Raw genomic sequence first — 12,997 nt, forward strand, 5'->3', positions numbered from 1 at the left:
GACAGAGAAAAACGTCATAGACGTTAAAAGTAGATATGAATTAAGTTGAAAAAGGGGTAAAGGCTTGTGATCACGTATATGGAAAAAAGGGTAACAGAACAACAAATTGCGTTCCTCTATAATGAAATGAAAAACAAGGGAGATCAGGTAAATGCAGATAAGATGCTTGATATCTTGGAAAAATACGTTAACCAAGAGTTTATTATCACTTTAACAGGTCATTTTTCTGCCGGGAAGTCTTCTTTGATCAATCATTTATTAGGAGAAGAGATTTTAGCGAACAGTCCGATTCCTACCAGTGCGAATGTTGTTAAAATTTCATCTGGAGATGGCACTGTCAATGTGTTTTATCACAATGGAGACGTGGTGGAATATCACGAACCGTATAACCTGGAGCAAATCAAGCAGTTCGCGACCAATAAAAATGATATAAAAAAAATGCATATCAGCACAGGAGATGACATTTTGCCGATGCATACGGCTATTTTAGATACGCCGGGAATCGATGCTGCAGATGACGTGGACCGGATGCTGACAGAAGCTTCTCTTCATTTATCGGATTACCTTATTTATGTAACAGATTATAACCATGTGCAATCCGAAGTGAATCTATTATTTTTACAGGCAATGCAGGAAAATGAACTGCCTTTTATGATTGTTATCAACCAGATAGATAAGCATAATGAAGCAGAATTGCCTTTTGTCGAATTTGATAAAAAAATTAAACAAACGTTTGATCAATGGAGTCTGCACCCTTCTTCCATTTTCTACACATCTCTTAAAAATCCTGAAGCACCGCACAATGGGTGGCCAGAGTTGAAAGATACCGTGTTTCATATGCTGCAATCGAAGCATGAGTATATGACGATGGAGGCAAGCATTCGACAAATTGTGCGTGACCATAAAGAAAAGGTGCATCGGGAAATGTCGAATCAGAAAGCATCCCTGGATGACGTTGATGAAGCATCATTGGCTCAGAAAATAGAAGCCATAACAAACGAAATTGAAAATCTGGAGCAGCAGCCGGAAAAGATAGCTGCCGGCTTTTTAACGGAGGTAGATCAGACTGCGAAAAATGCTTATCTGATGCCAGCTGATTTGAGAGAGCTTGCGAAGGAATATTTAGAATCTGTACAGTCTGATTTTAAGGTTGGCGGGTTATTTACCAGTGGTAAAAAGACAAAAGAAGCTAAATTAGAAAGAAAACAAACTTTCATGGAAGCTTTAGAAAAGAATGTCGAGACAACATTAAAATGGAAGCTTCGCGATAAGTGGTATGAGTATATTGAAAGCAACCAGCTCGACTCTTCCTATCAGGAAAAAGGAGTTTCTTTCCTGGAATGGACGTTAAGCGATGAGCTGCTGGAAAACAATTTACGTAAAGGCGCTACGATAAACGGTGATTATGTTTTAAATTATACAAATGAAATTGCAGCCAGTTTAAAATCATATTTTAAGAAACAGATGAGACAGCTGGCTAATGAAGTGAAAAAAGAACTTGAAAATAAAAATGAGAGTAAATTAAATGAGTTAAAACAAGCATTGGAGGAATGGCAGAAGAAAGCATCGGAACGAGAGGCTAATCAGGCGCTTGATAAGGAAGAGACAGCTTATTTCAACTATTTAGATGAGGCGGAAGAACACCCGGAAGTGCCGGCAGAAATTATTACGGAAATGAAGGAGGAGCTGGAAGCCCGCCAAGTGATTCCAGAGCAGGGTACAGCTGCTTTGGAAATATCTAATGAGGAAATACCGGCAGATGAGCCTGAAGAGGAACAAGAAGCCTCAGAGAAGGAATGGCATGATAGTACAGATCAGGATGTCGTCCGTGATATTGATCATGTATTGCAGCTGATTCAATTGCCGGGCTTCGAAAGCTACCAGCAGGATTTAAAGAAACGAAAAATTTCTCTGACAGAGCGTTCCTATACGATTGCTTTATTTGGTGCCTTCAGTGCCGGAAAGTCATCTTTTGCAAATGCCATTCTTGGGGAACGTGTCCTGCCGGTATCTCCGAATCCGACAACCGCTGCGGTCAATCGGATTCGTCCGGTTACCAGTGAAAATCAGCACCGGGACGTTATTGTGACCTTTAAAACGGAAGAGATGCTTGTGGATGATATTCAAACACTGGCAAAAGAGTGTGAACCTCCGGAAGCTTCTCTGGATGAGCTGATTACATGGCTGAAAACAGAAAAAGTACTGACAGATACGCGTTTGCCCAAAATGTATCAGGCATATTTACGTGCCATGCTGGAAGGGTATGAAGAGGCAAAACCGGCAATTGGTGCCTCGAAAAAAATAACCTTTGATGATTTTGAGTCCTATGTGACAGATGAAGAAAAAGCGTGTTATATTGCATCGATGGACCTTTTTTATGATTGTGAAGTAACAAGGCAGGGAATTACGCTGGTGGATACACCGGGCGCCGATTCGATCAATGCCAGACATACAAATGTATCCTTTGAATATATCAAGCATGCGGATGCTATTTTATATGTGACCTACTATAATCATGCTTTATCCCGTGCAGATAAAGATTTTCTGATGCAGCTGGGACGTGTTAAGGACGTATTTGAGCTGGATAAAATGTTTTTCATTGTCAACGCTGCAGACCTTGCCAGCAATTTGGCAGAATTAAATTTGGTAACCACATATGTTAAAGAACAATTAGTGCAATTGGGAATTCGTTTTCCGCGTCTTTATCCAGTCTCCAGCAAGCTTTCTTTGGCAGAAAAAACAGACCAGAAGGCCTTGAATGAACAGATGCAGGCTTTTGAAACGCGGTTCTATGACTTTATTCACCATGATTTAACTGCACTTGCGAAAAGGGCTGCAATCAGCGATATAGAACGTTCCGGAGAGGCGTTGGACCAATTTATCCAATCATTAAAACTGGATCAATCTGCAAAAACAAAGCGGAAAGAAACATTAGAAAATGCTTATCAGCAAATCGTTCAATATGCGGAAAAACTGGACATCTCTTCAACGGAAAACCGCTGGCATCAGAAATTAGAAAAGCAAACGTACTTTTTGAATGGACGTTTTACCATTCGTTTTCATGACTTGTTTAAAGAAATATATAACCCGACAACCATTACAGAGTCTGGAAAAACAGGACGGGAACAGCTCACAAAGCAATTTGAACAGCTGGTTCAGTACATGGAATCTGAATTGCATCAGGAATTATTAGCGATTTCTTTACGGATAGAACAGCTGTTAAAAAGCTTGTTAAAAACCAATCAGCAAGAAATGATTGAAGAAGCGAAAAAACTGGATCCGGTTTTTTCCATTTCGGAGTGGGATATGGCGGCTTTTGACACACCGGATATAACGATAAAACTATCGATCAACAAGCAGAATGAGCTGCAAAAATTATTTGCTAAGTTTAAAGATACGAAAACCTTCTTTGTTCAGAATCAAAAAGAAGAAATCAAAGAACAGCTTTATACAATCATTGAATCAGACATCCAAGCATTTGTAGAAAAAGGCGGAAGGTTAATCCAGTCGTCTTATCAAGTACAGTGGGATAAAGAAGTAGAACAGGAAAAAACAACGCTTGTACATGAAGCAGATGTTCTTTATCAGCAATTTATCGACCGCTTGTTTGTAGAGGTGGATATGGCTGATTTAGTGAAAACGAAACAACAAATGGATGTAATCCTGGCTGGATACAGAGAGGAAGGAAATAAAGCATGACAACAAAAAAAGTATTATTAGTAGATGGCATGGCGCTCCTGTTCCGGGGCTTCTTCGCCACTTCTTTCCGCGGGAATTTTATGTATAACTCAAAAGGAGTTCCGACAAACGGAGTTTATCAGTTTTTACGCTATTTAACAGATGCCATTCATACATTTGAGCCATCTCATGTGGTTTGCTGCTGGGATATGGGGAGCAAAACCTTCCGGACAGAAATGTATAACGGCTATAAAGCCAATCGGGATGAGCCGCCAGTGGAGCTGATTCCGCAATTTGATTTAGTAAAAGAAGTAGTGGAATCTTTTGATATTCCTAATATCGGTTTAGAAAACTTTGAAGCAGATGATTGCATGGGGACACTTGCCAATATGTATAATCCGGAAAATGACGTGTTTATTCTGTCAGGAGATCAGGATTTGCTGCAATTAGTCAAGGAAAATATCCGCGTGATTATTATGCGAAAAGGTCAGGGGAACTATGAAGTCTTTGATAAAGATAACTTCTATGAGAAAAAAGCACTTACTCCTGCGCAAATTATAGATTTAAAAGGGTTAATGGGAGACTCCTCGGATAATTACCCAGGCGTAAAAGGAATCGGAGAAAAAACGGCTTTGAAATTATTACAGGAATTCGGAACCATTGATGAATTAGTAAATAATATAGAAAAGCTTCCAAAAGGGGTGCAAAATAAATTACAGACGGATATGGATATGCTCTATTTATCCCGGACGCTTGCCGAGATTAAATGTGACGTGCCGATTAGTTGTGATTTAGAGGATTCTAAATGGAATTTTAAAGAAGAGAAAGTGACATCTGCATTAGATAAGCTGGAATGGAAGCATGTAGACCGGTTACTGGCACCTATAAAGGATCAAACATCTATATCGTTTTAATTTATCTTCAGAATTAAATGGGGGGTATCTTATATACCTGTTAGGGGTATGGCGGATACCCCTCTTTTCGCTGTTTTTATAATCTTTGTTTGAAAAAGAATATTCACAGCCTGGAAGCATATATAGATTGTTCAAGGGAGCAAAAAACATGTTGTTCTTAATAAAGAACTAGCGTGGAGTCAGTATAAGTTTTCCTTATTGTTAAAAAATTAGCAGAAACGGATTGTTGAAGTTTGGTATAAAGTCATACAAAAGCTATAATAAAAGAAGGAATATTGTTCGAATGAATGGGGGAATTGAATGTATTTTAAATCAAAGAAGGATAAATGGATGGCAATCGTTCTCTGGGCTATTGTGATTAGCGGGGTGCTCATTCCCCTATACAGGGGCCAGGTGATCAATGTAGCGATTATGCTGCTGTTATGCGGTATTTTGCTCTGGTTCTGGTTCCGCACGGGGTATAAAATTGATAGAGATCGGTTAATTGTTTATTATGGCCCTATCCGGCAAACGATTTATATAGAAAATATGGAATTGATTCTTCAATCTAAGATGCCGCTAATTGCACCGGCATTATCATTGGACCGTATCCAGATTCGAAGCGGAAAATATGATCTGATAGCTATTTCGCCCAAGGATAAGCTTGCTTTTGTAGAAGAATTGGCGAAGTTAAATCCAGATATTTCAGTAGATAAACGTTTATTAAAGGATGAGGAAGGAGAATAAAGAATGAGAGTAGCGGATAATATTACAGAGCTCGTGGGAGATACACCTATGATGACACTAAATAAACTGCAGCCTGAAAATGCTGCAAAGATATATGTGAAACTGGAAATGTTTAATCCAAGCGGCAGTGTGAAGGACCGGGCTGCAGTGCATATGATTCATATTGCTGAGCAGGAAGGACTGATAAAGGCCGGAGATACGATTATTGAGCCGACAAGCGGAAATACAGGAATCGGATTGGCCATGGCTGCCTCTGCAAAGGGATATCAGGCGATTCTGGTAATGCCGGATAATAGTACGCAGGAAAGACGAAATCTTTTGAAAGCATATGGAGCCAAAGTGGTTTTAACGCCGAGCAGTGAAAAAATGCCGGGCGCTATTCAAAAAGCATTAGAATTGCAACAAGAAATACCAAACAGTTTTATTCCACAGCAATTTAAAAATATAGCAAATCCGGATGCGCATCGTAATACAACAGCTTTGGAGATTTTAAATGATTTGAATCATCAATTGGATGCGTTTGTTTGTACTGCGGGTACAGGAGGAACTGTAACAGGTACAGGAGAATCGCTAAGATCTTATATTCCGGATTTGCATATTGCAGTTGTGGAGCCTAAAGGTTCTCCTGTACTATCCGGCGGAGAGCCTGGTTCGCATAAATTGGTGGGAACGAGTCCGGGTTTTGTGCCTGAAATCTTAAACACATCGGTTTATGATGAAATCATTCAGATCAATGATGAGCAGGCATTAAGTTTGTTAAAAGAGCTTGCCCAGAAGGAAGGCTTGTTCATCGGACCGTCTGGAGCAGCAGCTGTTTATGCAGCCACAGAAGTCGCCAAGCGTCTAAATCCTGAGCAAAAGGTGGTTTGTATCGCACCTGACACCGGAGAAAGATACCTGTCCATGGACTTTCTGCAAGAGGAAGAATAGAGGGGCGGGGGAATCACCTATTTTTTTATTTTGCATAGTTTACCAGTAAAGAAGCTTCATCATGATTTTTTAACACCATGGAGGATGCGCACGCTGTAAAGCTTTTTTGGCTCTTTTGAAAAAACCTCTATTTTTCAATTGTGTTTCTCTGTTATTCTTGCTATAATACAGACAAATTCATTATTCATAGGTGAACGGTAGAGGTGCAAAAACCATTAGTAAATATGCTGAGACAGAATAGGCTGACGATGAAGCATATGGAAAGGGGAATTTGCCGAAGTATAATAAGCCTTATTCTTATTATACTGGTACTGGGATTAAATAAATCCAGTGCTGTCATATAGGAAACTATGTGGAGGGCTATCAGCTGAGAGGACATTAAGTGTTTAAGCAGCAGCGGTCTCCGTTGGTGCTTTTTATTTTGTGGAAATAATTGAAGTAATGCATGATGATAAGAAAAAAGGACCCTGAAAAAGTTGGAACAAACAATAATACGGATTCTGCTTATCTTTATTACTTTCCACCCTCTAGTTTTTAAGGCACTTTACTCCTGTGCTATCCGTCTATTTTTCATCAAAGAATGTTGATATTATATAAAGGGTGTGTTGTTATGAATTTTGGAAAAGTGGTTACGGCGATGGTAACGCCATTTAACGAACAGCAGGAAATTGATTACGAGGCATTAGATCAGTTAATCGAGCATCTTATCGAAAACGGTTCAGACGGATTGGTGGTAGCTGGAACAACTGGAGAGTCACCGACTTTATCAGATGAAGAAAAACTGGCATTATTTTCACATACGGTACAAAAAGTAAATGGAAGAATTTCAGTAATTGCGGGCACCGGGTCTAATCAGACGAAAGGGTCTATTGCGTTATCACAAGCAGCTGAAAAAACTGGTGTGGATGCGATTATGCTTGTAACGCCTTATTATAATAAACCTTCTCAGGACGGTTTATATGAGCATTTTAAAACAGTGGCTGATTCCGTTCAGCTGCCGGTCATGCTATATAATGTGCCTGGCAGAACTTCTGTTGATCTGGCGGCAGATACCGTTATCCGCTTGGCTGCGATTGATAATATCGTGGCAATCAAAGATGCAAGCGGCAATATGGATAAGATAACTGAAATGGCGGCCCAAACAGATGCAAGCTTTTCTGTATACAGCGGGGAAGACGCTTTGACCCTTCCGTCTCTTGCAGTTGGAGCTATAGGCATTGTTTCGGTTTCCGGGCATGTTATCGGCAATGAAATGCAGGAAATGATTGCTGCATATGAGCAGGGAGCCGTGAAAAAAGCTGCTTCGATTCATCAGCGAATCCTGCCGGTCATGCAGGAAATGTTTGCGGCACCGAGTCCAGCTCCTGTAAAAGCAGCATTAAATCGGAATGGTGTCCATGTCGGCGGCGTCCGCTTGCCGCTGCTTCCATTAAATGATGAGCAGCTGCAAGCGTTGAACCATAAACTAGCGTTATTAGAGCAAGTGAAATAATCCTGTTGAAAACCTCTCTGACAATGGTTAGAGAGGTTTTTTGACGGGGATTTTTCGGCAGCATGATAAGCTAATTTCAAAAAACACTCCACAATACCTAACAAATGTTTAAAATGAAGTGGTAAAATATGATACATATCAACTTGAAAAAAGAGAAGGGGCGGGGAGTGGATGAAAGAAACATTGATTCAAGCAGATGACAGCATTACGCTTTGGGGAATTATCATTATCTGGGCATCTGTCAGTATTTTTTTAGAACAGCGTTACAGCTGGGCTTCCAAGGTGACAGGGGCAATCATCGCATTAGTCGGGGCGATGGCTTTATCCAACTTCGGAATTATTCCAACAGAGTCACCGGTATATGATGCAGTCTGGTCTGTTATTGTGCCGTTAGCGATACCGCTTTTGTTATTTCACGTTAACCTTAAAAAAATATGGAAGGAAAGCAGCAGATTGTTGCTAATTTTCCTGTTGAGCTCCATTGGTACGGTTGCCGGAACGATTATCGCATTTTTTACTTTACGAAATCACATACCTCTGTTAGATCAATTGAGCGGTATTTTTAGTGCTACATATATTGGGGGAGGCGTAAATTTTGCGGCAATGGCTGCTAAATTCGAAACACCTGGAGAAATTATTTCTGCAGCGGTTGTTGCGGATAATTTAATGATGGCTCTGCTGTTTATTATACTTATGATAATACCTGTTCTTCATTTTATCCGTAAACGTTATCCGACACCACATATTGATGATGTAGAAAAGAACCAGCTGGCTGATGATGAGAAAACATTGGCAGAAAGTTTCTGGAAAAGGAAAGAAGTTTCTTTGAAGGACATGGCGCTTTCGATTGGAACAGCTTTTCTATTAGTTATAGTTTCCTTAAAAATTGCCGAATTTTTTGCAGGGATTATTCCAAGTGGAGAAGAGGCTTCTTTCTTCAATAACCTGTTGAATGGAATTATCGGAGATCAGTATTTAGTATTAACGACGCTTACCTTTGTCGCTTTAGCAGTATTTCCAAATTATTTCTCCGGATTAAATGGCAGTCAGGAAATAGGGACGTATCTGATTCACATCTTTTTTGTCGTAATCGGAATACCTGCTTCTATCACGTTAATTGTTCAAACGGCACCATTATTGCTTGTATTTGCATTTATTATTGTGGCGATTAATTTAATGCTGTCTCTTGTTTTCGGGAAATTATTCCGGATGAGTTTAGAAGAAATCCTGCTGGCAAGCAATGCAAACATCGGCGGGCCAACTACTGCAGCCGCGTTTGCGATTGCGAAAGGGTGGAGGCAATTAGTCGGTCCGATATTAATTGTTGGGACACTGGGTTATATTATTGGAAACTACATTGGAACTTTCCTTGCAGTGTGGTTTGGGACCTTGATGTAGGAAGAATAAAAAATCCGTTTCTGTCATAAATACAGAAGCGGATTTTTTCCTTTACGTTGACGTATCCCTAAATAAAAAAGGTTTAGATTTGTTGAAAGTAATTTAGAAATAGTATAATTTATATAAGTCGGCAAGCTGACTTGTATTTTTTAGGATTAATAAAGACTGATTTCGTGAATAATAGAATAGCAGCAGTAATCCTGCTGCTGCATTAAAGCGATTAAAAAGGTTGGGATATCTATTTTCAAGCGATTATTATTATTGCTGTTTATGATACTGTTAGTCATTTGGACAAAGCCTTTATGGGAAGATCCGGTCCGCGATATCATCCCCGAATCCGTCAGTGATACGTTTTCCGCTGCAAGCGATTTTGTTACAGAAGCGATAGATAATGACTTTTACTTCCGTCAAGTAGCAGATGAAGCAACTTCTTTTTTTCAATCCTTTACAGATTCTGAAACAGACACCTCGTATGAACAAGTAGAGACACCAGAGCTCACTACACCGGAGGAGCAATCATTTTCTGTTGGTAACGTAGAGATAGGTGATACGAGAGAACAAGTGGAAGAAATGTATGGAGAGGCTAAACGGCAGAGTGAGAATGAGTATGGAGTGGAATGGTTCACATATCATGAAAACTATCAAAATTTTATGATGGTTGCTTATGATGAACAGGAAATGGTGCGTGGACTCTTTACTAATCAGGATTTACTATCCTCTCAGCAGGGTATTGCCCTGGGAGACACCAAGTCGTTTGTAAACGAGACATTAGGGGAGCCGGAAGAAATGATCCGTAATGGCTGGTTTAATTATAAAATTGAAAGCGAAGGCGAATATGATGTATATCATATGGAAGGGACCTACGCAACCATTTTTTATGACCTGCATGAATCAGAAGAAGTAACGGCAATTCAGTTAATAGATGAGGATATGGAATCTGCCAAAAGCACCCTTTATACACCTGGCAGTGAGGCTCTAAAAGAAGGCTTGGAGTATCAATTATTTGATTTGACCAATGCAACTCGCGTAAAGCATGAGCTGTCTATTTTAGAATGGGATGAAGCAGTAAGAGAAACAGCGAGAAAGCATAGTACAGATATGGCTGCTAATCAATTTTTCAGCCATACCAATTTAGAAGGACAATCTCCTTTTGACCGGATGAAGGAAGATGATATTTCATTCTTAAGTGCAGGGGAGAACCTTGCATATGGGCAATTCAGCAGTGTTTTTGCGCATCAGGGATTATTGAATTCGGAGGGGCATCGAGAAAATATTTTACATGGAGATTTCAGCCATTTAGGAATTGGCGTGGACTTTAATGAAAGTGATCAGCCGTTTTATACAGAGAATTTTTTCAATAATTAATAGAAAAAAGAACCATTTTCTAACGAACAGCCCAAGCTATCAGAGATAGAAATCTGATAGCTTGGGCTGTTTTTAAAAAGTGAGGGTTATCTGTCCGCAAGCTCTAATTAGTAGAAATGGTTACAGCAAAAACAGAACTTCCTTTTATTCCTGTTATTATCGCAATGATTCGATTCACGACATCGGTGATGATCGTTTCTGTGGCCGTCCCGGTTCCAACAACCATTTTCATGCTTGTTTCCGCATCTGTGGTGCTGCTCGTTCCCTTGATGTTTCCGGCAGTGGCAATAATTTTCATGTCTGCTTCCACATCTGTGATGATTTTGATGCCTGTTGTCACAATGATTGGATTTATGATCTTTTTGACGATAGTCGCCCCCTCGACGACTTGTATTGCGACAAGGATCTTCGCATTTTTTTCTTGATGAGTGATGACCGCACATAGCTTATCCCTCCTTTCTCATTCAATATACGCAAGGAAGAAAAAAGAGATTAGACAAACTTAATAGGAGCTAACACATTTTTACGTGGAGAATGTAGATTCATAAAATAAAACTTCATTCCATAGGATTTTTTTGGACGATTGTCCTTAATAAACGAAGTATTTAAAAATATTGGTGAATTTGAAACTTTTATTCCATTCTTTCGTATAACCTGGTTAAGAGGAAAGATTGGAAGAGGAGGACTAGAATTGACAGAAATTGCAATGGAATTAAAAAATGTGAGTAAGCGCATCAAGAATAAAGAAATTATTAAAGATGTCAGCTTTCAAATAAAACAAGGGGAGGTATTTGGTTTTGTCGGGCCGAATGGAGCCGGTAAAACGACAACAATCCGGATGATGGTCGGTTTGATGAAATTGACAGAAGGGGATATCCGCATTGTCGGTAAAAGTATCCAAACAGATTATAGTGAAGCCATCAGAGAGGTTGGCGCAATCGTGGAAAATCCGGAGATGTATCCCTTTTTAACAGGAAGAAAGAATTTAGAACAGTTCGCCCGGATGATTCCAGGTACGACAAAAGAGCGGATAGAAGAAGTTGTCCGATTAGTCGGGCTCGAAAAAGTGGTTAATGACCGGGTTGGCGGATATTCTCTCGGTATGCGGCAGCGGCTGGGGATTGCCCAGGCTTTGTTACATAAACCGTCGATTCTCATTTTAGATGAGCCCACAAATGGGCTGGATCCCTCTGGAATGAAGGAAATTCGCCAATATATCCGTACCTTGGCAGAGAAGGAAAAAGTCAGTGTCATTGTTTCCAGTCATTTATTGTCTGAGATTGAACTGATGTGCGACCGTATCGGTGTTATAAAAAACGGTGCTTTAATCGCTGTAGAGGATGTAGAGAAGAACGGAAAGACAGAGGACAGTGATATTTCAGAGTATGCTATTTCTGTGAATAATGCGCAGGCTGCTAAAGCGCATTTAGATCGTTTAGAAGATGATGCTTTAGTTGTAAAGGCAGTGGATGAAACCACCTTAAAAATGGCCGTCAAACGGGAACAAATCCCATTCATTCTTAAAGAACTATTAAACCATGATATCAATGTATATGAGGTTCAAGCTGCCAAAGGCACGTTAGAAGATAAATTTTTCGATTTGATTGGAGAGAATGTCATTGAGTAATTTAAGCCAGCTTATAAAAAATGAATTTATCAAACTGCATCATTATAAATCTACCTGGGCAATGTATATTATCCTTGCGATTCTCCTTATTGGCAGTGCACTTATTACAAACTTTGTAGTGGATCAAAGCATGATGATTAATCAAACCTTCCAAGGGGAACTCATGCAGGCATATCAGTCGATGGGGTTAGAGGTTCCTGCTTATGATATGTGGGCTTTTGTGGCGGAAAATATCTCCTATATCAGTTTTATCACGATTTTTATCATTGTGGCTGCTGCTAAGATTATTTCAAATGAGTATAAATGGGGAACGATTAAATTATTACTTATCAGACCAGCAGGGAGAGGGACGGTGCTAGCATCTAAATATATTACGATGTTACTTTTTGCGGTCGTATTAATTCTTTATACAATCGTTTTATCATTACTTATCGGGCTTATCTTTTTCGGTGTGGATGCTTGGAACCCAACCATTGTAGATAATATGGGGTCAGGCTATACGGAAGTCTCTATCATTGCTTCCATTGGTAAGGATATCCTCTTTCAGCTTGTACCGTTAATTATGGTGGCAACCTTATCCTTTATGATTGCAATTTTATTCAAAGGAAGTGCCATGGCTATTGCGGCTAGTATTGTTATTTATATTGCTGCGCCAATCATTACGATGATGGTAAGCCAATACGAAATTGCGAAATATCTGTTGACCGCACACCTAAACCTCCAAGAAATCTTTGAAGGATCACCGATAATTGAAGAAACATCACTTGGTTTTTCCATTGCTGTTCTTCTTGTTTATTATATCGTATTTATGGCAGCAGGTTGGCTCACCTTCAAAAAAAGGGACGTGGCCGGAAATTAAATGGAAAG

General features: G+C 39.7%; 10 protein-coding genes and 1 riboswitch. Of the genes, 9 read left to right on the forward strand and 1 reads right to left on the reverse strand.

Going from position 1 to position 12,997, the window contains the following annotated elements:
- The first annotated feature begins 66 nt into the window (after positions 1-66).
- The 7 genes from MKX55_RS10805 to MKX55_RS10835 all read left to right on the forward strand — a co-directional run bounded on the left by MKX55_RS10805 (position 67) and on the right by MKX55_RS10835 (position 10,503).
- On the forward strand, positions 67-3,699 hold the full coding sequence (locus MKX55_RS10805; RefSeq protein ID WP_339238087.1) for a dynamin family protein: 3,633 nt from the start codon (positions 67-69) through the stop codon (positions 3,697-3,699).
- Positions 3,696-4,592 (forward strand): 5'-3' exonuclease, encoded by an 897-nt coding sequence (locus MKX55_RS10810; RefSeq protein WP_339184834.1) that lies wholly within the window; start codon positions 3,696-3,698, stop codon positions 4,590-4,592. The genes MKX55_RS10805 and MKX55_RS10810 overlap by 4 nt, the downstream gene beginning before the upstream one ends.
- A 300-nt stretch (positions 4,593-4,892) precedes the next feature.
- Positions 4,893-5,318 carry a PH domain-containing protein gene (locus MKX55_RS10815; protein ID WP_339238089.1) on the forward strand — a complete coding sequence of 142 codons (426 nt, stop codon included), beginning with the start codon at positions 4,893-4,895 and terminating at the stop codon, positions 5,316-5,318.
- A 3-nt stretch (positions 5,319-5,321) separates the two neighbouring features.
- On the forward strand, positions 5,322-6,248 hold the full coding sequence (cysK, locus tag MKX55_RS10820) for a cysteine synthase A (protein ID WP_339238091.1): 927 nt from the start codon (positions 5,322-5,324) through the stop codon (positions 6,246-6,248).
- Positions 6,249-6,438: 190 nt separating this feature from the next.
- Positions 6,439-6,619: riboswitch (Lysine riboswitch) on the forward strand.
- Positions 6,620-6,858: 239 nt separating this feature from the next.
- Positions 6,859-7,740, forward strand: coding sequence for a 4-hydroxy-tetrahydrodipicolinate synthase (gene dapA, locus MKX55_RS10825; RefSeq protein ID WP_339238093.1), 882 nt, complete (start codon positions 6,859-6,861; stop codon positions 7,738-7,740).
- A 171-nt stretch (positions 7,741-7,911) separates the two neighbouring features.
- On the forward strand, positions 7,912-9,138 hold the full coding sequence (locus tag MKX55_RS10830) for a DUF819 family protein (RefSeq protein ID WP_339238095.1): 1,227 nt from the start codon (positions 7,912-7,914) through the stop codon (positions 9,136-9,138).
- Between the two features lie 270 nt (positions 9,139-9,408).
- Positions 9,409-10,503 carry a CAP domain-containing protein gene (locus tag MKX55_RS10835; RefSeq protein WP_339238501.1) on the forward strand — a complete coding sequence of 365 codons (1,095 nt, stop codon included), beginning with the start codon at positions 9,409-9,411 and terminating at the stop codon, positions 10,501-10,503.
- Between the two features lie 103 nt (positions 10,504-10,606).
- Here MKX55_RS10835 and MKX55_RS10840 read toward each other — a convergent pair whose 3' ends face one another.
- On the reverse strand, positions 10,607-10,801 hold the full coding sequence (locus tag MKX55_RS10840; RefSeq protein WP_339238097.1) for a hypothetical protein: 195 nt from the start codon (positions 10,799-10,801) through the stop codon (positions 10,607-10,609).
- 393 nt (positions 10,802-11,194) lie between these two features.
- Here MKX55_RS10840 and MKX55_RS10845 point away from each other — a divergent pair, with 393 nt between their 5' ends.
- A complete protein-coding gene (locus tag MKX55_RS10845; protein ID WP_339238099.1) occupies positions 11,195-12,130 on the forward strand; it encodes an ABC transporter ATP-binding protein in 936 nt (311 codons plus the stop codon).
- Complete coding sequence (locus MKX55_RS10850) at positions 12,123-12,989, forward strand: ABC transporter permease subunit (protein ID WP_339238101.1); 867 nt, start codon at positions 12,123-12,125, stop codon at positions 12,987-12,989. The genes MKX55_RS10845 and MKX55_RS10850 overlap by 8 nt, the downstream gene beginning before the upstream one ends.
- Positions 12,990-12,997 lie beyond the last annotated feature (8 nt).

The sequence above is a fragment of the Oceanobacillus sp. FSL W7-1281 genome (assembly GCF_037969835.1).
In the GTDB taxonomy this organism is placed as follows: Bacteria; Bacillota; Bacilli; order Bacillales; family Amphibacillaceae; genus Oceanobacillus; species Oceanobacillus oncorhynchi.